General features: G+C 57.1%; 23 protein-coding genes and 3 tRNA genes. 15 read left to right on the top strand and 11 right to left on the bottom strand.

Features of this window, described 5'->3' with window-relative positions:
* The first annotated feature begins 57 nt into the window (after window positions 1–57).
* From ACXADZ_RS08000 to lexA, 6 genes are all read left to right on the top strand, one after another.
* Window positions 58–639 (top strand): anthranilate synthase component II, encoded by a 582-nt coding sequence (locus tag ACXADZ_RS08000; RefSeq protein ID WP_475194684.1) that lies wholly within the window; start codon window positions 58–60, stop codon window positions 637–639.
* Complete coding sequence (gene trpD, locus ACXADZ_RS07995; RefSeq protein ID WP_475194681.1) at window positions 636–1655, top strand: anthranilate phosphoribosyltransferase; 1020 nt, start codon at window positions 636–638, stop codon at window positions 1653–1655. Before ACXADZ_RS08000 ends, trpD begins: the two co-directional genes overlap by 4 nt.
* Window positions 1652–2464, top strand: coding sequence for an indole-3-glycerol phosphate synthase TrpC (gene trpC / locus ACXADZ_RS07990; RefSeq protein WP_475194678.1), 813 nt, complete (start codon window positions 1652–1654; stop codon window positions 2462–2464). Before trpD ends, trpC begins: the two co-directional genes overlap by 4 nt.
* Complete coding sequence (moaC, locus tag ACXADZ_RS07985; RefSeq protein ID WP_171090250.1) at window positions 2464–2937, top strand: cyclic pyranopterin monophosphate synthase MoaC; 474 nt, start codon at window positions 2464–2466, stop codon at window positions 2935–2937. Before trpC ends, moaC begins: the two co-directional genes overlap by 1 nt.
* Window positions 2934–4106: a molybdopterin molybdotransferase MoeA gene (locus tag ACXADZ_RS07980; RefSeq protein ID WP_171183360.1), complete on the top strand. Its 1173-nt coding sequence runs from the start codon at window positions 2934–2936 to the stop codon at window positions 4104–4106. The genes moaC and ACXADZ_RS07980 overlap by 4 nt, the downstream gene beginning before the upstream one ends.
* A gap of 78 nt (window positions 4107–4184) precedes the next feature.
* Window positions 4185–4883: a transcriptional repressor LexA gene (lexA, locus tag ACXADZ_RS07975; RefSeq protein WP_171173811.1), complete on the top strand. Its 699-nt coding sequence runs from the start codon at window positions 4185–4187 to the stop codon at window positions 4881–4883.
* On the opposite strand, the gene ACXADZ_RS07970 is transcribed toward lexA, so the two are convergent.
* Window positions 4877–6925, bottom strand: a complete 2049-nt coding sequence (locus tag ACXADZ_RS07970; protein ID WP_475194676.1) for a ComEC/Rec2 family competence protein — start codon at window positions 6923–6925, stop codon at window positions 4877–4879. The genes lexA and ACXADZ_RS07970 overlap by 7 nt on opposite strands.
* Before the next feature lie 78 nt (window positions 6926–7003).
* On the opposite strand from ACXADZ_RS07970, the gene gltX reads away from it, so the two are divergent.
* Together gltX and gltA are read left to right on the top strand one after the other, a co-directional pair.
* A complete protein-coding gene (gltX, locus tag ACXADZ_RS07965; protein WP_475194673.1) occupies window positions 7004–8404 on the top strand; it encodes a glutamate--tRNA ligase in 1401 nt (466 codons plus the stop codon).
* 122 nt (window positions 8405–8526) lie between these two features.
* Window positions 8527–9822 carry a citrate synthase gene (gene gltA, locus ACXADZ_RS07960; RefSeq protein WP_475194670.1) on the top strand — a complete coding sequence of 432 codons (1296 nt, stop codon included), beginning with the start codon at window positions 8527–8529 and terminating at the stop codon, window positions 9820–9822.
* Between the two features lie 131 nt (window positions 9823–9953).
* On the opposite strand, the gene ACXADZ_RS07955 is transcribed toward gltA, so the two are convergent.
* Complete coding sequence (locus ACXADZ_RS07955; RefSeq protein ID WP_475194668.1) at window positions 9954–11021, bottom strand: PA0069 family radical SAM protein; 1068 nt, start codon at window positions 11019–11021, stop codon at window positions 9954–9956.
* A 273-nt stretch (window positions 11022–11294) separates the two neighbouring features.
* Here ACXADZ_RS07955 and ACXADZ_RS07950 point away from each other — a divergent pair, with 273 nt between their 5' ends.
* Both ACXADZ_RS07950 and ACXADZ_RS07945 read left to right on the top strand, forming a co-directional pair.
* Complete coding sequence (locus ACXADZ_RS07950; RefSeq protein ID WP_171090262.1) at window positions 11295–11993, top strand: corrinoid protein; 699 nt, start codon at window positions 11295–11297, stop codon at window positions 11991–11993.
* 239 nt (window positions 11994–12232) lie between these two features.
* Complete coding sequence (locus ACXADZ_RS07945) at window positions 12233–12892, top strand: DUF1638 domain-containing protein (RefSeq protein ID WP_475194665.1); 660 nt, start codon at window positions 12233–12235, stop codon at window positions 12890–12892.
* 2 nt (window positions 12893–12894) lie between these two features.
* Here the strand turns inward: ACXADZ_RS07945 and ACXADZ_RS07940 are convergent, their stop codons facing one another.
* Window positions 12895–13305 (bottom strand): SufE family protein, encoded by a 411-nt coding sequence (locus ACXADZ_RS07940; protein WP_171183366.1) that lies wholly within the window; start codon window positions 13303–13305, stop codon window positions 12895–12897.
* A 139-nt stretch (window positions 13306–13444) separates the two neighbouring features.
* Here ACXADZ_RS07940 and ACXADZ_RS07935 point away from each other — a divergent pair, with 139 nt between their 5' ends.
* Window positions 13445–13975: a hypothetical protein gene (locus tag ACXADZ_RS07935; RefSeq protein WP_171183367.1), complete on the top strand. Its 531-nt coding sequence runs from the start codon at window positions 13445–13447 to the stop codon at window positions 13973–13975.
* 6 nt (window positions 13976–13981) lie between these two features.
* Here ACXADZ_RS07935 and rnd read toward each other — a convergent pair whose 3' ends face one another.
* The 3 genes from rnd to purM all read right to left on the bottom strand — a co-directional run bounded on the left by rnd (window position 13982) and on the right by purM (window position 16892).
* Complete coding sequence (gene rnd / locus ACXADZ_RS07930) at window positions 13982–15139, bottom strand: ribonuclease D (protein ID WP_171675587.1); 1158 nt, start codon at window positions 15137–15139, stop codon at window positions 13982–13984.
* Between the two features lie 113 nt (window positions 15140–15252).
* Entirely contained in the window at window positions 15253–15849 is a 597-nt protein-coding gene (purN, locus tag ACXADZ_RS07925; protein ID WP_171675589.1) for a phosphoribosylglycinamide formyltransferase, read from the bottom strand.
* Window positions 15846–16892, bottom strand: coding sequence for a phosphoribosylformylglycinamidine cyclo-ligase (gene purM / locus ACXADZ_RS07920; protein ID WP_475194663.1), 1047 nt, complete (start codon window positions 16890–16892; stop codon window positions 15846–15848). The genes purN and purM overlap by 4 nt, the downstream gene beginning before the upstream one ends.
* Before the next feature lie 107 nt (window positions 16893–16999).
* Between purM and ACXADZ_RS07915 the strand changes: the two genes are divergently transcribed.
* A tRNA-Ile gene (locus ACXADZ_RS07915) sits at window positions 17000–17076 on the top strand.
* Window positions 17077–17223: 147 nt separating this feature from the next.
* On the opposite strand, the gene ACXADZ_RS07910 is transcribed toward ACXADZ_RS07915, so the two are convergent.
* Window positions 17224–17760, bottom strand: coding sequence for a hypothetical protein (locus ACXADZ_RS07910; RefSeq protein WP_171090273.1), 537 nt, complete (start codon window positions 17758–17760; stop codon window positions 17224–17226).
* Window positions 17761–17858: 98 nt separating this feature from the next.
* Window positions 17859–19178, bottom strand: coding sequence for an ATP-binding protein (locus ACXADZ_RS07905; RefSeq protein ID WP_171090275.1), 1320 nt, complete (start codon window positions 19176–19178; stop codon window positions 17859–17861).
* Between the two features lie 44 nt (window positions 19179–19222).
* Between ACXADZ_RS07905 and ACXADZ_RS07900 the strand changes: the two genes are divergently transcribed.
* The gene (locus ACXADZ_RS07900; protein ID WP_475194661.1) at window positions 19223–20137 is read left to right on the top strand and encodes an MBL fold metallo-hydrolase; all 915 of its coding nucleotides are present in this window, start codon (window positions 19223–19225) and stop codon (window positions 20135–20137) included.
* Window positions 20138–20213: 76 nt separating this feature from the next.
* Window positions 20214–20288 (top strand) — tRNA-Asn (locus ACXADZ_RS07895).
* A gap of 198 nt (window positions 20289–20486) precedes the next feature.
* Here ACXADZ_RS07895 and ACXADZ_RS07890 read toward each other — a convergent pair.
* The gene (locus tag ACXADZ_RS07890) at window positions 20487–21086 is read right to left on the bottom strand and encodes a hypothetical protein (RefSeq protein WP_475194659.1); all 600 of its coding nucleotides are present in this window, start codon (window positions 21084–21086) and stop codon (window positions 20487–20489) included.
* Between the two features lie 336 nt (window positions 21087–21422).
* Between ACXADZ_RS07890 and ACXADZ_RS07885 the strand changes: the two genes are divergently transcribed.
* Window positions 21423–21497: transfer RNA gene (locus ACXADZ_RS07885), tRNA-Asn, on the top strand.
* 21 nt (window positions 21498–21518) lie between these two features.
* Here the strand turns inward: ACXADZ_RS07885 and ACXADZ_RS07880 are convergent.
* Window positions 21519–23138, bottom strand: a complete 1620-nt coding sequence (locus tag ACXADZ_RS07880; protein ID WP_475194657.1) for a long-chain-fatty-acid--CoA ligase — start codon at window positions 23136–23138, stop codon at window positions 21519–21521.
* Between the two features lie 185 nt (window positions 23139–23323).
* Window positions 23324–24928 carry a glucose-6-phosphate isomerase gene (gene pgi, locus ACXADZ_RS07875; RefSeq protein ID WP_475194654.1) on the bottom strand — a complete coding sequence of 535 codons (1605 nt, stop codon included), beginning with the start codon at window positions 24926–24928 and terminating at the stop codon, window positions 23324–23326.
* Window positions 24929–24932: the final 4 nt, after the last annotated feature.

Raw genomic sequence — 24932 nt, 5'->3', positions numbered from 1 at the left:
CCGTGGCCCGGGGCTGCATCGCCAGCCTGAAATGCCCAAGCGAAGATAAGTGCCCATATGCTGCTGCTGATCGACAACTACAACTCGTTTACCTACAATTTGGTACATTATTTAGGCGAACTTGGTGCCGAAATGGTCATTCGCCGAAATGATGCGCTAGATGTGCAGGAAGCGATGGCCATGAACCCCGCCGGAATCCTGCTAAGCCCCGGCCCCTGCGACCCGGATCAGGCTGGCATTTGCCTTGCGCTGACCGAAGCCGCCGCAGAAACCAAAACACCTTTGCTGGGGGTTTGCCTTGGACACCAGACCATCGGTCAGGTTTTTGGCGGTAAGGTCATCCGATGCCACGAGATTGTTCATGGTAAAATGGGAACGATAAATCACACGGGCAAGGGTCTGTTTGCCGGACTGCCTTCTCCGTTTGAGGCAACGCGATACCATTCATTGATCGTGGAACGCGAAACCCTGCCCGAATGCCTTGAGATCACGGCTGAATTGGAAGACGGCACCATAATGGGGTTGCAACACAAGGAACTGCCCATTCATGGCGTCCAGTTCCACCCGGAATCCATTGCCTCCGAGCACGGCCACGCCCTGCTCAAGAACTTCCTGCAAGAACTGAAAGTCCCCGCATGAGCGACGCGCTGAAACCGCTGATCGGAGCCGCTGCCGATCGCCCTTTGACTCGTGACGAAGCTGAAAAAGCCTTTGCCATCCTGTTTGATGGCGAAGCCACGCCCAGCCAGATCGGTGGGCTTTTGATGGCCATGCGCACACGCGGTGAAACAGTCGATGAATACGCCGCTGCCGCCGCTGTGATGCGGGCAAAATGCAACGCTGTGACCGCCCCGGCAGGCGCGATGGACATCGTGGGCACAGGCGGCGACGGCAAAGGCACGCTGAACATCTCGACCGCAACGGCTTTTGTGGTTGCCGGTGCCGGTGTCACCGTTGCCAAACATGGCAACCGGAACCTCAGTTCGAAATCGGGTGCGGCGGACGCGTTGGGTCAGATGGGGATCAACGTCATGGTTGGCCCGCAAGTCGTTGAATCCGCTCTGGAAAACGTTGGTATCGGCTTCATGATGGCCCCGATGCATCATCCGGCCATCGCTCATGTCATGCCATCACGCCAGGAGCTGGGCACACGCACGATCTTTAACATTCTTGGACCTCTGACGAACCCTGCTGGTGTCAAACGGCAATTGACCGGCGCGTTCAGTCGTGACCTGATCCGGCCAATGGCCGAAACGCTTGGCTTGCTTGGATCAGACCGCGCGTGGCTGGTGCATGGCTCGGACGGAACGGACGAACTCACGATCACCGGCATCAGCTGGGTCGCGGCTTTGGAAGATGACACGATCAAGGAAGTCGAGCTGCACCCCGAAGATGCGGGTCTGCCCGTGCATCCATTCGAAGACATCATCGGCGGCACACCGGAAGAAAACGCTGTCGCTTTCCGCGCCCTGTTGGACGGAGCCCCATCCGCGTATCGTGACGCTGTACTGCTGAACTCGGCCGCCGCTTTGGTTGTCGCCGAAGCCGCGAACGACCTGCGCGAAGGTGTCGCCATGGCCGCCGAGAGCATCGACAGCGGCAAAGCCAAAGAAAAAATCGCCGCTCTGGCACGCAAGACACAGGAAGCCGAATGACCGAGACCGTACTGGACAAAATCAAAGCCTACAAACTAGAAGAGGTCGCGGCCGACAAAGCGCAGAAGTCTTTGGAAACACTGGAAAGTGAGGCACGGGCTGCATCGGAAACCCGTGGCTTTGCCGAAGCTTTGCAATCCACCTCGCGGCAAGGCTATGGCCTGATTGCCGAAGTCAAGAAAGCCAGCCCGTCCAAGGGTCTGATCCGTCCGGATTTCGACCCGCCTGTACTGGCCAAAGCCTATGAGGATGGTGGTGCTGCGTGTTTGTCCGTGCTGACCGACACCCCAAGCTTTCAGGGTGCAAAGGAATATCTGACGCAGGCCCGCGAGGCGACTTCCCTGCCCGCTTTGCGCAAGGATTTCATGTACGACCCCTATCAGGTGGTCGAAGCCCGCGCGCTTGGCGCAGATTGCATTCTGATCATCATGGCATCCGTCAGCGATGATCAGGCGGCGGAACTGGAACAAACTGCTTTCGATTGGGGTATGGATGTTCTGATCGAAGTGCATGACGAAACGGAACTGGAACGCGCAGCACAGCTGAAAAGCCCGTTGATCGGCATCAACAACCGCAATCTCAAGACCTTCGAGACCACTTTGGACACCACGCGGCACCTGTCCAAGCTGGTGCCGGCAGACCGCACCATCGTTTGTGAAAGTGGCCTTGGAACATCAGACGACCTGAGGGAGATCGCCCGCTACGGTGCCCGTTGCTTCCTGATCGGCGAAAGCCTGATGCGTCAGGACGATGTTGAGGCCGCCACGCGTCATATCCTATCCAACCCTCTGATCCCCGGAGTGATGTGATGCCGCTGACTCATTTTGATGCTCAAGGTCAGGCGCATATGGTTGATGTGTCGGACAAGGACGTGACCGACCGTGTCGCTGTCGCTGCCGGTCATATCAAGATGGCAGCGGAAACCTTTGAAATCATTTCTGAAGGCCGCGCGAAAAAGGGCGACGTTCTGGGCATCGCCCGTCTGGCGGGCATCATGGGGGCCAAGAAGACACCTGATCTGATCCCGTTGTGTCATCCTCTTCCAGTCACCAAAGTTGCAGTTGAACTGACGCTTGATCCTGATCTACCGGGTGTTCAGATCGAGGCCACGGTCAAGACCTCGGGACAGACAGGTGTTGAGATGGAAGCCCTGACCGCAGTCTCAACCGCGGCTTTGACAGTCTATGACATGACAAAAGCCGTCGATAAGGCGATGGAGATTGGTGGCATCCGCGTTCTTCTGAAAGATGGTGGTAAATCAGGGCGTTACGAGGCGAAATGATCACGGTCGAAGAGGCGCGCGCCCTGCTGTTCGATCTGGTGGGGGTTTTACCTTCGGAAGAGGTTCCTCTGGCTCAGTCCGCCGGGCGTGTATTGGCGCAGGATGTTGTAGCGGGGCGGAACCAACCTCCCTTCGCGGCATCGTCGATGGATGGGTATGCCGTGAAGGCCGCCGAAGTTGAGCTGCACGCCATGTTCAAGGTGGTCGGCGAATCCGCGGCCGGCCATCGGTTTGAGGGCCAGGTCGGTCCCGGTCAGGCGGTGCGCATTTTCACCGGTGCGCCAGTGCCCGAGGGCGCGGATTTTGTGGTCATTCAGGAAGATACCGACCGACGTGGCGACCTGATCACGATTACCGACGAACCCGGTTCCAAAACCAATATCCGCCCTGCTGGCGTGGATTTTGAAATCGGTACCTCCATTTCAGCACCCCGTTTGATCCGGCCCGAGGATGTGGCCCTGATGGCTGCAATGAACACCCCACGCGTCACGGTTGCGCGCAAACCGGTGATTGCCCTGATCTCCACCGGCGACGAGTTGGTGATGCCCGGAGAAGAGCCGGGCCCAGATCAAATCATCGCCTCGAACACATTCGGGTTGCAGGCTCTGCTTGAGGGATTGGGAGCAAAGGTGCGCGTTCTGCCCATTGCGCACGACACCGTTTCCTCGCTTGAAACCGCATTTGGCCTGGCACAAGGGGCCGATCTTGTCGTCACAATCGGCGGCGCGTCGGTTGGCGATTATGACCTTGTCTCGGATGTCTCGCAGGGATTGGGCATGGAACGGTCATTCTACAAGATCCGAATGCGCCCCGGAAAACCACTGATGGCCGGACGTATCGGCAAAACGGCTATGGTTGGCTTACCCGGTAACCCGGTCAGCGCCATGGTCTGCGGCTATCTGTTTCTGGCACCGATGGTACGCCGGATGCTGGGCCTGGACCACGTGGTGCCGCCTTTCCTTACAGCGCAACTTACGGAACCCTTGCTGGAAAACGGGCCGCGAGAGCATTACATGCGCGCGGTTCTAAGCGACACAGGCATTGCGGCCTGCGCCGATCAGGACAGCTCGCTTCTCAGCGTTCTGGCGCAGGCCAATGCGCTTTTGGTCCGACAACCGCACGATCCAGCCCGTGAAATCGGGGAAACGGTTCAGTACCTGCCGATCTGAGATGTTCTCAAATCCGTTGACACAAAACGTGAACATGCGTAGAACAAAAGAAAACGCATGAGCGACGAGGTGTGAGCGATGCTGACCAAGAAGCAATTGGATTTGCTGGAATTCATCCACAAACGCGTGCAGGCGGACGGTGTTCCGCCCAGTTTCGACGAAATGAAGGCCGCACTCGATCTGCGGTCGAAATCCGGCATCCACAGGTTGATTACCGCGCTGGAAGAACGCGGGTTTATCCGCCGCCTTGCCCATCGCGCCCGCGCGATTGAGATCGTGAAACTTCCCGAAAGCCTAGGTGGCGAACCCACAGCCGGGTTTACGCCGCGGGTTATCGAAGGTGACAAACCGGAAGGCCGCCGCCCTGCGAATGTGGAACCAGTGTCAGTCGACGCGCTGGAACTGCCGGTCATGGGTCGGATTGCGGCTGGTGTTCCCATTGAGGCCATCAGCCATGTCTCGCACCATGTTGCTGTCCCCGGCCCCATGGTCTCCGGCAAGGGCGAACATTATGCGTTGGAAGTTCGTGGAGATTCGATGATCGACGCGGGAATCAACGACGGTGATGTGGTGGTGATCCGGGAAACGTCGACAGCAGATAATGGCGACATTGTGGTTGCCTTGGTCGAGGATCAGGAAGCGACATTGAAGCGTTATTTCCGCCGGGGCAACGCCATCGCGCTTGAAGCTGCCAATCCGGTCTACGAGACGCGTGTCCTGCCCGAAGAAAAGGTAAAGGTGCAAGGTCGCCTTGTGGGCCTGATCCGGACCTACTGATCCCGCTTGGACCGAAGGTCCCCGGGCGCGTTCGGGGACCAAAGCCTTTGCCCTGTCAGCGCGGCACTTGATATCAGCTTTCCGTCCAGAACAGACAGGCTGCCGGTTTCGTACAAGCGATCGGGGTCAAAAATCCCGCACGGCCCTTTCAAATTCAGAGCCACGGCAGAGACGATGATCTGGTTTGCCTTGCATTCGTCAAACCCGTTTGCAGCCCTTTTGCCGGTCAGGTGGATAATCTCCCGATCTTTCAACAGGTAGCGCTGGATCGTGTTCGCCTCGGGCCACCTGAGCGCAGCCTGTGACTGATCGACACCATCCCCGTCATTCTCTAGCCAAACGGTTGCAACAAACCCGCTGCCTTTGCTTTTGCTAAGCGCGCGGCCTTGTTCGGTCATCACGCCCACCAACCCTCCGGTTTCAGCAATCAGGGCGTCGGGACGCTGTCCCGCAGTCCAAAGCAAAAAAGCAGCCGCAAGCGGGCCCATCCCGACCCACCGCGCGTGTCCCTGCCACAAGGCAATCCACAAGGCACCCAAGGCAATGAGAGGCAGGACGTACCACGGCGGGCTGACCACAAAGCCTTGTGCGCCATCCATCTGCGAAACCCAATGTGATACCGTCAAGATCCACTCCAACGCCCACCCCATCACCGTCAGGGGTATCGCCTCAAGCCCCAGAGGCGCCAATAGCGCTGCAACCACGGCCGCCGGGACGACTAACAAACCCATGACCGGAACTGAAAGCAGGTTCGCCAAAAGGCCATAGTGCGACATGGTGTTGAAATGCGCTGCACCAATCGGAGCCGTCGCAAGCCCGGCAATGGCCGAAGACATGAGCACGCCAACCACTGGTTTAAGCCATTTTGGTCCGGGCATAGGGCCGACTTCGCGCAGCGCTCCGAACACGGCGACCAGAGCAGTTGTGGCCGCAAATGACATCTGGAACCCTGGGCTCAGGAGCAATTCCGGTCTGAGGAGCAGAACGATCACCGCCGCAACCGCCACAGCGCGCAGCGAGATCGCCCGGCGGTCAATTAGCACCGCGCCCAACATGACCGTGACCATGACAAACGCGCGCTCGGTTGCAACGTTACCGCCAGAGAGCATCAGATAGATGGTCGCTGCAGCCAACGCACATACTGCGGCCACCTTTCGAACAGGCAACCGTAGAGCAAGCGGCGGAAACAGCGACAAACCAACTCGACAGGCCACAAATACAAAGCCCGTCAGCAGCCCCGTATGCAGCCCCGAGATCGCCAGCAGATGCGCTAGGTTCGAAGCGCGCAGAGACGATAGCGTGTCTTGCCCCATACCACTGCGATCCCCGGTGGTGACCGCTGCAGCAAAGCCACCGATTTCGCCAGGCAGTATCTCCTTCACGCGCTGCGATATAGCCATGCGGATGGCGGTTACCCGAACGCCCTCGATCCCGGCCGAGGCTGGTGCGATGGTCAGAACAGGGACGCGTGTGTACCCCACTGCGCCTAAACTCTGGAACCACGCATGGCGGCGGAAATCGAACCCACCGGGTTCCACCGGCCCCTGTGGCGGAGACAGATGCGCCGTCGTCATAATCCTCTGCCCCGGCGCAATAGGTCCGGTTGGGGCATGAACGGAAAGACGGACGCGCTGCGGCCTCCGCTCCTGCGGTACGTCCCCTATGCGTACCTGATCAAGCGTCAACCGCAACGCATCCGAGGCAGACCGGTCCATGGCGACGACCCTCCCCTCGATCGGGCCATAATATCGCCATGACAGAACCGGCTCTGCCACCATATGGGCGCGAGCACCTGCCAGGCAGAAACCAGCAGCGATCAGCGCCCCCCCGATGGCCAACGAACCCGCCCCCGGCGCAAGCCAGCGGCGCACAGTGATGAGAACCACGCAAAGGCCGGCCAGACCAGCATAGTCCCGCAATTCAGGCTCAGCCCGAATGCCGAAATACAGACCGATCCCGGTCGCAAGCAAGACCGGCGTCCACGGGAACAGATACCCCGTTTGGAACAGCAGCGCGGCCTCGACCCGTGCAAGAACACGCATGGTTGCCCCCGTCCTTCGGGCTCGTTAGACAGGCGTCAAACTATGCCAGATACGGTTACCAAAAGGTTAATCCCCATCATGTCCGACCAGGTCGTCACCCGTTTTGCCCCTTCACCCACCGGTTTTCTGCACATCGGTGGCGCACGCACCGCGCTGTTCAATTGGCTCTATGCTCGGGGTCGTGGCGGCAAATTCCTGTTGCGGATTGAGGATACCGACCGTGAACGCTCGACCCCTGAGGCGACTGCCGCGATCCTGCAAGGTATGGCATGGCTGGGTTTGGACCATGACGGCGACGTAATCAGCCAGTTCGAAAGGGCGGCCCGCCACGCCGAGGTTGCGCACCAACTGCTGGCCGAAGGCAAGGCTTACAAGTGCTTCTCGACCCAGGAAGAAATTGCTGCCTTCCGCGAACAGGCACGAGCCGAAGGGAAATCGACCCTGTTCCGCAGCCCGTGGCGCGACGCTGATCCGGCAACACATCCCGACGCGCCATTTGTCATTCGCATCAAAGCGCCACAAGTAGGTGCGACCGTGATCCGCGATCAGGTTCAAGGCGATGTCACCATCCGCAATGATCAACTGGACGATATGATCCTGCTGCGCTCGGACAGCACACCCGTCTACATGCTGGCGGTGGTGGTTGACGATCACGACATGGGCGTCACCCACGTTATTCGCGGTGACGATCACCTGAACAACGCCGCGCGTCAGATGATGATCTATGAGGCAATGGGCTGGGACGTTCCGGTCTGGGCACATATCCCGCTGATTCACGGGCCCGACGGCAAGAAATTGTCGAAACGTCATGGCGCACTGGGCGCGCAGGAATATCAGGCCATGGGCTATCCCGCGGCTGGAATGCGCAATTACCTGGCGCGTTTGGGCTGGAGTCACGGTGATGACGAATTCTTCACGGATGCGCAGGCAAAAGAGTGGTTCGATCTGGACGGAATCGGCAAAAGCCCGGCCCGTTTCGATCTGAAAAAGCTGGAAAATCTCTGCGGGCAGCATATTGCAATCTCAGACAATGCTGCATTGCGGCAAGAAATTGAGGATTACCTTGCGGCAGCAGACCTTCCTGCTCTCACTCCGACACAATCTGGTGATCTGGAACGTGCGATGTATTGCCTCAAGGATCGGGCGCGTACTTTCCCGGAACTCCTTGAAAAAGCGCATTTTGCACTGACCCAACGCCCAATTGTTCCGGATGAAAAGGCCGCAAAGGCGCTGGCATCTGTATCCGATGGTATACTGTCGGAATTGACGCCGCAGCTGCAAAATGTTAGCTGGTCCCGGAACGAACTGGAGGAGGCCCTGAATTCCTTTGCTGAGTCAAAGGAGCTCAAGTTCGGCAAGCTGGCAGGTCCGCTACGGGCTGCGCTGGCAGGTCGGGCCGTTACACCTTCGGTTTTTGACATGATGCTGGTGCTGGGACGGGATGAAACCCTGGCGCGGCTTTCTGAGGCAGCGAAATAAACCCAATCTTCATAAACGGGTAACGCTGCTCCGCTAACACCCGGATTGCGCGTCCGCGCGCAGTCGTTGCCCGTATCGCTGGCGGTCTTTCCGGCGTGCGCATGAATGAAGAAGGGACAACTATGACTGACAGCAACAAAACAGCCACTCTGACTGTTCACGGCAAAGAATACGAGTTGCCAGTTCATTCCCCTACCGCCGGGCCTGATGTTGTCGATATTCGTAAGCTTTACGGACAGGCCGGGGTCTTCACTTATGACCCGGGCTTTACATCCACCGCCAGCTGCGACAGTACCATCACCTATATCGACGGCGAAAAAGGCGAGCTGCTGCACCGGGGCTATCCGATCGACCAACTGGCCGAGAAATCGCACTTCCTCGAGGTTTGCTATTTGCTGCTCTACGGAGAATTGCCAGCCGCAAAAGATCTGGAGAAGTTCGAAACAACGATCACCCGTCACACCATGCTGCACGAGCAGATGCAGTATTTCTATCGCGGTTTCCGCCGCGACGCGCACCCGATGGCCATCATGGTCGGTGTTGTCGGTGCAATGTCGGCCTTCTATCACGACTCGACCGACATTTCGGACCCGCAGCAACGTGAAATCGCATCGCATCGCCTGATCGCCAAGATGCCGACGATTGCGGCCTGGGCCTATAAGTATCACACCGGTCAGCCCTTCGTGTATCCGCGCAACGATCTGGACTATGCGTCCAACTTCCTGCGCATGTGTTTCAGTGTTCCCGCCGAAGAATATGAGGTGAACCCGATCCTCAGCCGCGCGATGGACCGTATCTTTACCCTGCACGCCGATCACGAGCAGAACGCTTCGACCTCGACCGTGCGTCTGGCTTCGTCTTCTGGCGCGAACCCGTTCGCCTGTATTGCCGCAGGTATCGCTTGCCTTTGGGGTCCGGCGCACGGCGGTGCAAACCAGGCGTGCCTGGAGATGTTGGAAGAGATCGGCACTGTGGAACGCATCCCCGAATACATCGCGCGCGCCAAAGACAAGAACGATCCGTTCCGCCTGATGGGCTTTGGTCACCGCGTCTATAAGAACTTTGACCCGCGCGCCAAAGTGATGAAGCAATCGGCCGACGAAGTGCTGGATCTGTTGGGCGTTGAAAACAACCCGAAACTGCAGGTTGCAAAGGAACTGGAGCGCGAGGCGCTGGAAGATCCGTATTTCGCCGAGAAGAAACTGTTCCCGAACGTGGACTTCTATTCGGGCATCATCCTCGAAGCGATGGGCTTCCCGACGTCCATGTTCACACCGATCTTTGCCCTGTCGCGCACCGTGGGCTGGGTCAGCCAGTGGAAAGAGATGATTGCCGATCCTCAGAACAAGATCGGGCGTCCGCGCCAGCTGTATCTGGGCGAAACGCTTCGGGATTACGTGGATATCGAAAACCGCTGATACATCAAACTTCGCAGACGTTTTTAAGGCCCCGTTTTAACGGGGCCTTTTTCATCGAGCACGACGCATATGCACAACCCATTGCTTTCGCAGCAAAAACCTTCGACCATACCACATGCGCTATTTGGGCTTCAGAACAAGCTCATTTGGTCACCCGGTTGCGGTGGAATAGCAAACAGATCGCAACGTAGGGACGCAAATTTAACAGAAAGCCCCAACCGTTTGCAGGCTTTCGAAAACCTTTGGGCAATGATCCCGGCGTATTCGCCCTCGCCCCGCATTCTGTGACCCCAACGCGGGTCATAATCCCGCCCCCCGTGCATGTCGCGCAGCTTGGACATCACTTTTTCTGCTCGTGCCGGTTGGTGTTCGGCCAGCCAATCCTGCCACAGCTGCGACACCTCACGTGGCAATCGCAACATGATCCAACTGGCGGCATCTGCTCCGGCCTCCTGCCCCGCCTCAAGCAGGTTCTCAAGTTCATGATCCGTCAGGCCGGGCACAATCGGAGATGTCATCACACGCACCGGAACCCCGGCCTCGGTCAGTGTACGGATCATGCGCAGACGCCGCTGCGGTGACGGTGCACGAGGTTCCATCCGACGCGACAAAGCGGGATCCAAAGTGGTCAGCGAGATCCCGACGCGCACCAATCCACGGCTGGCCATTTCAGTCAGAATGTCCAGATCCCGCTCGATCAGAGCGCCCTTGGTGACAATTGCAACCGGATGGTTGAACTCGTGCAACACCTTAAGGCAGGACCTTGTAATCAGGCGATCTTTCTCGATCGGCTGATACGGGTCCGTGTTTGTTCCTATAGCCAGCGGCGCGACCTTATAAGACTTGGACGACAATTCTTTGCGCAGGACACAGCTCATGTTGGGACGCGCCGTCAGGCGGGTTTCGAAATCCAGCCCTGCGGACAGACCCAGATAGGCATGACTGGGCCGGGCAAAACAATAGACACAGCCATGTTCGCACCCCCGATACGGATTGATGGAACGGTCAAACGGCAAATCCGGAGACCGGTTGTATGTAATCGCACTGCGCGCCGCCTCATCCCGTGTTTCGGTGCGCAGCAGCGGTAAGGTTTCGTCACTGTCCCATCCGTCATCGAATGCGACGGTGGCAAAGCGCTCGAACCGTCCAGCGGTGTTCGTACGTGTTCCTCTGGCTTTTACGGTGGGCACAGCATTCACTTCAGCAATTTGTTCGCGTTATGTTCACATTCGGAACATACGACTGGCGCAAGCCCTGCGCAAGTCATCCCTGCGTCAGTCCAAATAGGAGCGATCAAACGGAGTGCACGATAATCATGCAGATTTTTCATTCGAGCCACGCGTTTTTTTGACATATAGGTCGGTCCCGAAACGACCGACGTCGCAATCGTCACAGTCAGAATGCGACGTTTTGGCCAAAACGGAAAAAATGCCACCACGGGCCGATGGCCCGCCCAGCACAGGGAATACCCCATGTCCGACGAAGAAGACATCATCCTGTCCGAACTGAACGACGACGAACTTGTCGAGCAGATGTTCGACGATCTCTACGATGGTCTGAAAGAAGAGATCGAAGAAGGAACCAACATCCTGCTGGAGCGTGGATGGACCCCTTATGACATTCTGACCAAAGCTCTGGTCGGTGGCATGACCATTGTGGGCCATGACTTCCGCGACGGCATTCTGTTCGTGCCCGAAGTTCTGCTGGCCGCCAACGCCATGAAGGGCGGTATGGCGATCCTGAAGCCACTGCTGGCCGAAACCGGCGCACCGCGCGTTGGCAAGATGGTGATCGGCACCGTCAAGGGCGACATCCACGACATTGGCAAGAACCTTGTGTCGATGATGATGGAAGGCGCTGGGTTTGAAGTTGTCGATATCGGTATCAACAACCCGGTCGAAAACTACCTGGAAGCACTGGAAACCGAGCAGCCCGACATTCTGGGCATGTCCGCCCTGCTGACCACCACAATGCCTTACATGAAAGTGGTCATCGACACCCTGGTCGAACAAGGTGTGCGTGACGACTATATCGTTCTGGTTGGCGGTGCCCCGCTGAACGAAGAGTTTGGCAAAGCGATCGGCGCAGACGCTTACTGCCGTGACGCGGCTGTTGCTGTGGAAACTGCGAAGGACTTTGTAGGCCGCAAGCACAACCAATTGGCTGGCTAAACCGACTGAAATTTCACTCAAAGGGCTGCTCGAATAGGGCAGCCCTTTTTCGTTTCAAACCAATGACATGAAAATCTGGAACACTAGGAAGCGACTTTTCTCAAGAAGCCGTCGGCACAAACCTCAGGCTACAAAAGCAAACTGAGGACGTCGGCAGCCTGCCTTCAGAGGTCGGAACAAGACTTGCTCATTGTTGATATTCATCCTCTTCTAGGGGCAAATTCAAAGGACGCCATACCATGCAAAAAGACGCCCTGCCCGATGATGCCAGTCTGACAACCAAAGGTTATTCCAGCGCCGAGTCGGGCCGTATCCTTCTGATCGCGTGCGGGGCTTTGGCCCGAGAGATTCTGGATATCAAAACACGTAATCACTGGGACCATATGGAATTAACGTGTCTGCCCGCAATTCTGCATGTTCACCCGGAACGGATCACACAGGCCGTAGAAGATGCTGTGGCCAAACACCGGGACAAATTCGACAAAATCTATGTGGTCTACGCTGACTGTGGAACCGGCGGCCTTTTACAACAAGCCTGCGAAAAACTTGGGGTCGAAATGGTGAAAGGTCCCCATTGTTACTCGTTCTTCGAAGGCAACCAAGCCTTTGAGGCGCGCGGCGAGGACGAGACTACGGCCTTCTATCTGACGGACTTTTTGGCCCGGCAGTTCGACGCTTTTGTCTGGAAGCCTTTGGGGCTGGATCGTCACCCAGAGCTGCGTGACATGTATTTTGGCAACTACACAAAGCTGATCTATCAGGCCCAAATCGACAACCCGGACCTGACCGCGCGCGCCCGCGAATGTGCGGATCGTATGGGATTAGAGTTCGAACACCGTTTCACCGGCTATGGCGATCTGGAAACCACTTTGACAGATTGGGCAAACCGTCCGGCTTGACCTTACGCGTTTTCCTGGGCCACCTGCCGTATGCGTTCGATCATGGCGCGCAGGCCGTTTGATCGCTGTGCCGACAGATGATCATTCAATCCCAAACGCGCCAGTTCAGCCCCGGCATCGACCTTGGGCACTTCCGCCACGGGCAATCCATTGTACAAAGACCGCAGGACGGCAATCAGCCCCCGCACGATCAGTGCGTCGCTGTCGCCGTCAAATTTGAACACGCCCCCTTCGATCATGGGATGCAGCCAAACCTGACTGGCACACCCATTTACTTTGGTGGCAGGAACTTTGAACGCGTCATCCAGCGGATCCATCGCCTTGCCCTGTTCGATGACATGGCGATACCGGTCTTCCCAGTCCTCCAGAAACTCGAAATCTTCGACAATGTCCTCAAAGGCGGGCGTGGCCATGGCGCGGCGATCCTTTTGGTTGCAATACCACCAGTGACCTATGCCGACGACCACCTGCTGTCCAGCCCTGCAGTGGCTTTTCAAGGCGAGGAAATTGCGCTAACCCATTGCTTGAATTCGTGTGAAAAGCTGTGGGTCTATGCAAAAATCTCTGTCCGTTCTTATCATCGCCACGCTGACCCTGACTGCATGCAGCGGCTGGCGTGATTCTCGGGTGAACCCGTCGAATTGGTTTGGCTCCAGCAGATCGGTTAAAACTGAAACACCGCCGGACCCCAACGCAGCTGATGCTTTGGTGCCTCAGCAAAGACAAGGCACGGGCCTGTTTTCGCGCCCGAATATCGCGGACTCCAGCATTCGGATCGGTCAGATAGACGAACTGCGCATCGATGCCACTCCCACCGGAGCGATCATTTATGCTACGGGAACGGCCGTGCGTCAGGGTGCCTACAATGCGCGCCTGGTTCGTGTGAACTCGGAAGAAAACGAAAAGAACGGCACAATGGAATTTGAGTTCCTGGTGAACTATCCCAGCGCACAAACACTGCAAGGGTCCGAACGTACCCGCATGGTGTCGGACGCAGTCAACGTCAGCCGTCAGGATCTTGAAGGTATCCGACTGGTTCGCGTTGTCGGACAGCAGAACGCGTTGGAATCGCGGCGACGCTAAGCGCCGCTAAAGCGAGACCACCTTGACCGCCTGCCCCTTGGCGGCCAGCGCGATCTTGCCTTCACAAAGTTTCAGCGCGTCTTCACCAAAGACTTCAAACCGCCAGCCTGCCATGGCGGGCAAGTCGCGTTCACCGGCGGCGATCTGATCCAGTTCAGAGCTTGTAGCGATCAGTTTGGCAGCTACGCCGGAACTTTCTGTTTTGGATTTTAGAAGAACGCGCAGCAAGTCGGCCAATGCCGGATTGACCTTCAGCTTGTCCCGCGACGTGTCGACCTTAGGCAGCTTATCTGCAGGGCAATTCACCCCACGTTTTACAGCGGCCAAAATACCTTCGGCAATCGCGCCCTTTCGTGCCTCGCGCAGCAACAGCCGCGATCCACCCAGATCCGAGGGCGTTTTGGGTTTGGTTGACGCCAGTTCAATCAGCGCATCGTCCTTGAAAACCCGGTTCCGAGGAACGTTGTTTTCCTGCGCGTAAGCTTCGCGAAACTGGGCCAGTTCCCGCACCACAGCCAGAAACTTGGCCGAATTTGTCCGCGTCTTGACCCGTTTCCAGGCCTCTTCCGGGCGAATGTCATAGGTGGCAGGCTGCGTCAGCGTGCGCAGTTCTTCCCCTACCCAATGGCTGCGCTTGGTCTTTTCAAGTTCAGCTGCCAGGTGTTCGTAAATCTTGCGAAGATGGGTGACATCAGCCAACGCATAGGTTTTCTGCGCGTCTGTCAACGGACGCCGAGACCAGTCCGTGAACCGAGAAGTCTTGTCGACTCCCTGCTTGCAGATCTTGCGCACTAATGTCTCGTAACCCACCTGTTCCCCAAAGCCGCAGACCATTGCAGCGACTTGTGTGTCAAACAGAGGGTCAGGAAACACCCCGGCCTCGACCCAGAAGATCTCCAGATCCTGACGGGCAGCATGGAAAACCTTGACCACGTCTTCATTGCGGAACAGCTCATATAGCGGTTCCAGCGAAAGATCATCAGCAAGCGGATCCACCAGAACCGCGCTGTCTTCGTCTTCGGAGGGGACCGCCAATTGCACGAGGCAGAGTTTGGAGTAATACGTCCGCTCGCGCAGGAATTCTGTGTCGACAGTGATATAAGGATAGCCTGCAGCGGCCTTACAGAAGTCGGCCAGCTCTTGCGTCGTCGTCAGGGTTTTCATGCGCCGTACTAGTATCGCTCTTGGTTTTTGTGACTGCCCGTTTTTCTACGTCCCGAGCGTTACCGTCGACCATAGGCCGATTATCGGGCAGGTGTAAATCACCCAGAGCGGGTTCAGGGCAACAGGACGGGCGACCTGTTGCCTTCAGCGTAACGGCGCAACACTTCGGGGTAGAGCACATGCTCCTGAACCAGCACTCGCGCAGCAAGTAAATCCGGGGTGTCGCCCCGCTCGACGGGCACCCGTGCCTGCCCCAAAATCGGGCCATCATCCAGTGCTGCGGTGACTTCATGAACCGAGCAACCATGCTCGGAATCACCCGCCTCAATGGCGCGGGCGTGGGTGTGTAAACCCTTGTATTTCGGCAGCAAAGAGGGGTGGATGTTCAGCATCCGCCCCTGAAACCTGGACACAAAATCCCCCGTCAGCACGCGCATGAAACCTGCTAGGCATACAATGTCCGGCTGTGCCTCTTGCAAGGGCTTCAAAAGCTCGGCCTCAAACGCGGCGCGGTCCCCCTTGAACGGGCGGTGATCAACCACTGCGGTCGGAATGCCACGGTCCGCAGCTTTTTTCAGCCCGCCTGCCTGTGCATCGTTGGACAGCACCAAACAAGGCCGCGCCGGATGATCGCCGGTCATACTGTCGACCAGCGACACCATGTTCGACCCACCGCCGGAAATCAGGATCGCGACGCGCTTGTGGCTCACAGCAATTTGCCCGAATAGGCAACACCGGGCGCCTCGGTCACGGTGCCGATCCGCGCGACTGTTTCACCTGCGTCGGACAGCAAGATCGACAGCTCATCCGCCTTGTCTGCCTGGCACACCACAATCAGGCCGATACCGCAGTTGAAGGTCTTGAGCATTTCGGCTTCGACGATGCCACCGGTTTCCGCCATCCAGCTGAAGACGGGTGGCAATTGCCAGCTGTCCAGATCGATCTCGGCCCCTAGCCCCTCGGGCAACACGCGCGGCAAGTTTTCGGTCAGGCCACCGCCTGTGATATGGGCCAGCGCGTGAACACCACCGGCACGGACTGCAGCCAAAGCTGGCTTAACATACAGGCGCGTGGGCGTCAGCAGGGCCTCACCCAGCGATCCTTCACCGAAAGGCGACGGCGCATCCCAACCCAGCCCAGACAGCTCGACCAGTTTGCGCACCAGAGAATAGCCATTGGAATGCACACCGTTCGAAGCCAGACCCAGCAGCACGTCACCCGACTGAACACCCGCGGGCAAATCCGCACCACGTTCCATCGCACCAACCGAGAACCCGGCCAGATCAAAGTCACCATCGGGATACATGCCCGGCATCTCAGCCGTCTCGCCGCCAATCAGCGCACAGCCGGATTGCGCACACCCCTCGGCAATGCCTTCGATGATCCGCGCTGCCGTGTCAGTGTCCAGCTTGCCAGTCGCGAAATAGTCGAGGAAGAACAGCGGCTCGGCCCCCTGACAGATCAGGTCATTGACGCACATGGCCACCAGATCGATGCCGACCCCATCCACAACACCGGTATCAATCGCAATCCGAAGTTTAGTGCCAACGCCATCTGTTGCGCCCACCAGAATCGGATCCTGATACCCAGCGGCCTTCAGGTCGAACAACGCACCAAAGCCACCCAACCCGCTCATCACGCCGGGGCGGTTGGTCCGCTTGGCGGCGGGCTTGATCCGATCGACCAGAGCGTTGCCCGCGTCAATATCCACGCCTGCATCGGCATAGGTGATTCCGTTCTTACCCGCTGTCATGGTCGGTCCCTCATGAATGCTTTGCGGGCGGGTTAGTCGATTGTGCAACATGTTGCAACGGTCAGGCTTGACGCGGGCGTTCACCGTGATAGGCAAGACGCCGTGGCGGGCCTGTAGCTCAATTGGTTAGAGCAGAGCGCTCATAACGCTTTGGTTGCGGGTTCAAGTCCTGCCGGGCCTACCAAATAACCGCCTAACGCTTTGACAAAAAAGATAAACGTTTCGCCATTGGGCCAATTGGCGTGCCGAACCCAGCGAAGTCGAAATGTCTGACCTGTTTGTACTGCGATACAAAACGTAGAACATGCCAAAGCTCTTTAGACCGGTAGAATTAATACTCCAGAAACTCTTCTACGCTGTCAGCCAGCCACCAAGGGCTTTGTGTTTCGTAGAACGTATGTGTCCCAGCAGAATTTGGCAGGTTTCTGACGGTCACAAGGTAGTCTTTAAAATCGATCGGAACGGACCAATGTGAGGCGTCATACAGCATGGCCAAGTATTCATCCGCAGTCGGTTCGTAATACTCCTGATCCGGATCTGGCGGGCCATAGACTTTTGCGAACTCGGCTTGGAAGTAATCCAGAACGTAAGAACAATAGATCACCTGATTTGCTCGGACCTGAACCGGAATAGGTGCGAACTCGTCTGCGTCTTCCTGGACAAAGTGCTTCAGCTCAAACGCCATCCCCTGAATCACTTCTTCCTGCATCCAATTGCTGCAGGTATCGCCAAGCGCAATGAAGCTTGCCATGCGTTCGAATTTTCGATCTTCGGCTTCCCGTGCGAATTGCGTGATCGGAACAAGCGCAAACAATGAAGTGACAGTAACAACGACTTTCTCGATATTGCTAAGAGCTGCTTTAATCATTTTCTCTGAACCCCACGTCGTTTGAAAACTGGGGTTAGAATGACATGCTTATACAAAATCACAAAACTGCATGCATTTATTTAGCAAGGGAATTTTGGCTACCGACCGATAATAATGTCGGCGCAAAGCCCGCCCAAACGCTCGCTTTTTGCCAGCCGCAAGGTTCCACCATGAGCACGGGCAATATCCGCCACGATCGCCAATCCCAGCCCTACGCCGCTGCCTTTGTTCTGATTGCGCGCAGGGTCAAGTCGGGTGAAAGGCTTGACCGCTTCGGTGCGTTCCTCGACTGGAATACCAGGACCATCATCTTCGACACGGATACGCATAGACTTGGGATTCAGCGTCAAGCTCACGTCAGCGCGCGATCCATAACGCACCGCATTTCCGATCAGGTTCTCAACGGCCCTGCGAATGGCCATGGGGCGCAACATAACTGTCCCCTGCCCCTCAACCCCAATTAAATCGGCCTGATGCCCGGCGCGCTTAGCATCCTCGACAATCTGGCGGATAAACACGTCGGGCTGCACCTCCTCGGGGGACCCTTCCGCAGCACCACGTGTGAAATCCAGAAAAGCATCCAACAAAGACTGCATTTCCGTCACGTCCTGCTGCAAAGGTGCGGCCTCATCCTCGGGCAGCATGGACAGTCCGAGCTTCAGACGGGTCAGCGGCGTGCGCAGGTCATGGCTGACACCAGAAAGCATCAGGGTTCGTTGTTCGATCTGACGTTCGATCCGGGCGCGCATGTCCAGGAACGCATTCCCGGCCGCGCGTACTTCGATTGCACCACCGGGGGTGTACGGCACGACCCGCCCCCGACCAAACGCCTGCGCAGCATCGGCCAATCGCGTGATCGGCCGCAATTGGTTGCGCATGTAAAGAAAGGAAATCGTGGTCATGATCACCGCGAAAAACACCATTGTCACGATCAACTGGTGCGGCGCAACCGGTGACAACCTGCGCCGATCAAAGGTCAGTTGCAACACGCCAAGGTGCGTTTGCATATAGACCCGCGCCTCGCGGCTGGTTGGCAGAGCAACGGCAACCAGATCGGGCAAATTCGCCTGAAGGTCAGCCTGAACTTGCGGTGCAATGAAATCATACCAACGCCGCGCCCCTATCATCGGTTCTTCGTTCACGCCCAGAAAACGCGCCTGCATTTCAAGGGCTTGCAAATCGGGGCGCATCGCGGCCACAGCCTCTTGCTGGGTTTCAGCATCTGCGATCATCGTGGTGATCAGGGTCACTTCGCGCGAGGCGGCGCTTGTCATCTGCCCGGTGACGTCTTCCAGGTGTTTCTGAATAAACGCAATGCCCACCACAAGCAGCAACACGATCACCGGCAAAACCAGAATCAAGGCGGCGCGGGCGTAAAGGCTGCGAGGCAGATAGGGTTTGAGCCATTGCGAAGACATGGGCTAAACCTAGCGGGCCGCCCGGATAAGAGGAAGAGCGCAGAATGCAGGCACCTGACGATTTCAATCCTACCGCAGGTATTGCGGTCGATCTGCAACTGGGGCTGCGGCGCATTCTGGCCCCGAATCCGTCGCCTATGACTTACCGTGGTACCAACACTTATTTGCTTGGGGATCGAGACATCGCTGTGATCGACCCCGGCCCTGAAAACGAGGCACATCTGAACGCGATTCTCGATGCTTTGAAGCCGGGGCAAAAGATAAGCCACATTGTCGTGACACACACGCATCTGGATCATTCCCCCCTTGCTGCGCCCCTGTCACAAAGGTCAGGCGCTCCGATCTATGCCTTTGGCGGGCCGGAGGCGGGCCGAAGCGACGTCATGACCGATTTGGTCGCGCAAGGTATGACCGGAGGTGGCGAAGGTATCGACTCGGCGTTTCGCCCGGATGTGGAAGTTGCAGACGGTGAGGTCATTGCTGGTGACGGTTGGCAGTTGGAGGTCATTCACACCCCCGGCCATCTGGGAAATCACATCGCTTTGGGCTGGCAGGACACCTGTTTCACGGCAGACCACGTGATGGGTTGGGCCAGTTCATTGGTCTCACCCCCGGACGGAGATTTGACGGACTTCATGGCAGCCTGCCGCCGCCTGCGTGCCCGGAGCTGGTCGGTCTTCCACGCAGGGCACGGGGCACCAATTACAAATCCTTCCGAGCGTCTGGACTGGTTGATCCAGCATCGGCTAACCCGCGAGGCTCAGATTCTGTCTGCATTGGAACAGGCAGACGGCACAGCCCGACAACTGGCCGAGCGTATCTATACCGACACACCCGCTGCCCTGTTGCCTGCTGCCGAGCGGAACGTCTTTGCGCACCTTGTTGATCTGTTTGGAAAAAACAAAGTTCTCCCACGTGGAGAAATGTCTGTCACAGCCAAGTTTCATCGCGTCGGCTGAAACGTAGAAAAATTTTTGCGCTTCGCGCGCTTCCCCTCTGGACGCCGGAAATCCGGGTTGCTATACGCGCCTCAGTTCCGGCGTAGCTCAGCGGTAGAGCAGTTGACTGTTAATCAATTGGTCGTAGGTTCGATCCCTACCGCCGGAGCCAATCAAATCTTAAATCGAGATATTGGCAATTCCCACTTCGCGGTCCTGAAATCCGCGACTTGTTGGACGTGCTAGGGCAAGCGCTTACTCGACCAAGGTTCAAGTCCATTTTTTCGAACACATTTCAAAGAAACGCTGAATTTCCTAAATGCTTGATACTCGGTCCCTCTGAGGAACAAACGCGTTCTAAAACACGCCCCTACGGAAGCGTTAACAACCGAATGACACGAATCAAGCGGTCGGCGGGAATCTGCATCGGTTCTATTTGAAAAATTGCCATACGGCCAACAAGCTCGGGCTTGGGCAGAAACTCTTCCGCCGCCTGCAGACGTGGGCGATCTCCGTAGTCGTCGAGCAGTAAGGTCACGGGCCGAGTAATGTTGAAGGCTGTTGCCAGCGCACAGCCCACGCGAAACCGACCGTCAACAAGAACCACATCGGGATGTTTGAACCCTTTGCTCTGCCAGATCGAAAGGGGGTATCTGGGATATCGCGCCGATTTTTCCTGATTTACCGGAAACCCCCATTTCTTGGTTTCACCGACATCAACCCAAGAGATATTGACCTCGGTCCCCGTATTCGGGGGATTCTCGCGAAACCAACGTCGCATCATACGGGCCCAGCTTCGATCACTTTCGACACTGAAAACTGTTTTTGATTCCATCTCACCAGCGACCACGGTTGAACCGCCAGAGCCGTATTCAAGAATTACTGAGGCCGCATCATAGTGCTTTCGCAGAACACGTTGCGCATCTTCCGGCATGGTAAGAACAGGTTTTTCCAGGTTTGCCGTTTTCAATATGATCTCCGGGTCATTTTACACTTCATGCCATACGTATGAATTCACCGTGGTATCCGTTCCGGCAAACTCGTCCGTTACAGAATTCACACCACATGACAGCTAAATCAATAGCGACAGTGTAATACCGTAGACAAGGGTCACCTACACACCTGTATCCCGACTTTCAGGATGCAGATGCACCGCAAAAAACGAATTACCACGCAAGGTGCAAGGAAGCACCAATAGCCCGAAGAACGGCTTTGTTCTCAAATTTCAGGCCGAAAAAAATTTCCTCAAAATCTTGCACGCCGCACTGGACGCCGGGAAACCGGATTGCTATACGGCGCGAACCGTTCCGGCGTAGCTCAGCGGTAGAGCAGTTGACTGTTAATCAATTGGTCGTAGGTTCGATCCCTACCGCCGGAGCCATTCTTCCATAAAGTACTGATTTCAGCCCTTCAGGGCGTCTTCGAAATCTGCGCGCAGGTTGCGTTTCAGGACCTTCCCGGTTGCGTTCAACGGCAATGCGTCGACAAACACCACCTTGTCCGGGATTTGCCACTTGGCAATCTTGCCTTCGAAGAAACGCAGCAATTCGTCTTCGCTTGGGTCTTCGCCTTCAGCCTTCACAGCGACCAGCAAGGGCCTTTCATCCCATTTCGGGTGCGGCACGCCCACAACGGCGGCAGTTGCAAGCTTGGGATTCGCGACCGCGATATTTTCAAGCTCGACCGAACTGATCCATTCGCCACCGGATTTGATGATGTCCTTGGATCTGTCACGGATGGTCATGTAGCCATCCGGGTCCAACGTGGCGACATCGCCAGTGGCAAACCAGCCGCCCTGCAGAAGCTGCTGATCCTGCAACAAAAAGTAGCTGTCCAGAACCCAATGCCCTCGCACCATAAGATCGCCTTGCGTTTCGCCGTCATGCGGCAGGTCATTGCCATCATCATCGACGATTTTCAGCTCGACTCCAAAGGGCGGTCTGCCCTGGCTCAGACGGACTGCGTGCTGTTCTTCCAACGGCAACTGCATGTGTTTGGCCAGAGGGTAGTTTGCTGTACCCAGAGGGCTCATCTCGCTCATGCCCCAGGCGTGAACCGTGTCGACGCCATAATTTTCGCGGAAGGTTTCGATCATTGAGGGCGGACAAGCCGCCCCGCCAATCACTGTTCGATCCAGGCTTTTCAACTCGGTCCCGCATTTGGCGGCATGGGCCAGCAGACCTTGCCAAATGGTGGGCACCCCCATGGCCAGCGTTACACCATAAGTGTCGATCAGGTTGACCAGCGCTTCGCCGTGCAAATCCGGCCCGGGCAACACAAGTCGTGATCCTGACATGGCACAGGCATAGGGCGACCCCCAGGCGTTGACGTGGAACATCGGCACAACAGGCATGACGACATCCATCGCGGAATATCCGATTACATCTTTTGTGTTCGACGCAAAGCTGTGCAGCAACGTAGACCTATGGGAATACAACACGCCCTTCGGATTGCCCGTCGTGCCGGAGGTGTAACACAAGCTTGATGCGGTGTTTTCATCCAAATCAGGCCATTCGAACCCGGCGTCTCCTGTTTCGATCAGTTCGTCGTAGAATTTGAGATCAGGGATCTGTGACGCTGCCTCTTCATTGCGCGGCCCCATCAAGACAAAGTGCCTGACCTCTGTAAGCGCACTATGCAGTGCAGCCACAAGCGGAATGAAAGTTGCATCAAAGAACAGCACACGATCCTGAGCGTGATTGATGATGTAGGTCATTTGCTCGGGGAACAGGCGCGGATTGACCGTATGGCAAACAAAGCCAGAGCCTGACGTCGCGTAGTATATCTCCAGATGCCGCCGGTTGTTCCAGGCCAGAGTCCCGATCCTGTCTTGCGGTTCCAGCCCCAGTGTTGTCAGCGCCGATGCCAGGCGTCGGGCGTTCACCGCAATCTCGGCCCAGTTGGTTTTGGTAACCGTTGCATCTGTCTCGACCGAGACAATACTGGTCTGGCCATGGTAGCGCTCTGCGTGATCAATCAGTGACGAAATCAGCAAAGGCTGCGTCATCATCTGTCCCAGCATGGACATCCTCCCGTCGTTGGCGGGGTCTTAGATGACCCCTGCCTTATCCATCTGACATTAACAGCTAGGGGCAGGCCCCATTGCGTCAATCCAGTCGTTTCCTAGGATGGAACCCTGCCAAGCATTTAATTGTCTGACAATAAAAGAATGCAACGCGCCGATGAAGCGCGCTGCGTTTTTAGACGTCAATCCCGATGTTTCAACGCATACGCGACCAACGAAGCGGTGGACGCGTCCTTGCCTTCGGCACTCTCTGCTCCATCCACAATTGGGCCAAGTGAAGTAGCCAGTTCCTTACCCAGCTCTACCCCCCATTGGTCGAAAGAGTTGATACCCAACAGCACACCTTCGACAAACACCCGGTGCTCATACAGGGCAATGATCTGACCCAGTACAAATGGTGTGAGCTTCGGATAGATCAGAGTGGTGGATGGACGATTGCCGGGGAAAACCCGATGCCGCGCCTGTCGCTCCAGTTCCGCACCTGTCAGCCCATTTGCCGCCATGCGGTCTCGGGCTTCGTCCAGTGACCGGCCGCGCATCAGGGCTTCGGACTGCGCCAGACAATTGGCCAAAAGCAGGCGGTGATGATGGGTCAACTCGGGTTCGTGCCCTTCGGCGGCAACCATGAACTCGCAAGGGATGACATCCGTGCCTTGATGAATCAATTGGTAGAACGCGTGCTGACCATTTGTCCCCGGCTCGCCCCAGACCACGGGCCCCGACGGAACAGTCAGCGAAGACCCATCTATGGCTACAGATTTGCCGTTCGATTCCATCTCTAACTGTTGGAAATAGGCTGGCAGCCGCAACAGCCGCTGATCATAGGGCAGCACGGCGCGGCTGGCATGGCCCAGAACCTGACGATGCCAGATACCGACCAGCGCCAGCATGACGGGCATGTTCTCGGTCCAGTCCGCCGAGCGGAAATGCAGATCCATCGCCTGCCCACCGCGCAAAAACGCATCAAACGCGTTTGAGCCAACAGCGATCATGACCGGCAGGCCCACTGGCCCCCAGACCGAATAGCGCCCACCGACCCAATCGGCGAAACCAAACACATGCGCTTCGGGGATACCGAAAGCCTGCGTCTTGTCCAATGCGCTGGATACGGCGGCAAACTGCCGGGATGGATCGCCTCCGCCTTCGGACATCCAGGCGCGGGCCGTGCGCGCATTGGTCATTGTCTCAATGGTCGTGAAGGTTTTCGAGGCGACAATCACCAAAGTCCGTGTCGGATCCAACTGACGTAGCGTGTCAGCGATATGCGCACCATCCACGTTCGAAACATAGTGCAGGCGGGGCCCATCGTGATACGGAGCCATCGCGTGTGTGGCCATGACCGGGCCAAGATCCGACCCACCGATGCCGATATTCACCACATCGGTAAAGCTGCCCCCTGCCCCTGCAATCGCACCACCGCGGACTTCTTCGGCAAAGACCCGCATTCGTTGCAGCGTGTCCAGAACCTCAGGCATGACGTCCTGACCATCCACTTCGACCGGGCCACCGTCCAGATTGCGCAACGCTGTGTGCAGCACCGCGCGCCCTTCGGTTTCGTTGATCTTTTCGCCCGCAAACATCGCATCGCGCCGCGCCGCAAGACCGGCGTCTTCGCAGAGTTGGCTCAGCCCCGCGCGCACGTTCTCGTCGATCTGCGTCTTGGAGTAATCAAAAAGCATATCCCCGGCCGAAGCTGAAAATTCCGCAGCCCTGTTCGCGTCCGCCTCAAACAGGTCCAAGATACGGCGGTCCGCGTCTGCCAATGCTTTCAAAGCGCCCAGTTGCATGTGC

Source organism: Ruegeria sp. ABM4_193 (genome assembly GCF_056158705.1).
Note: the sequence above shows the minus strand (reverse complement) of the source record. Positions and strands in the feature narration are given on the sequence as shown.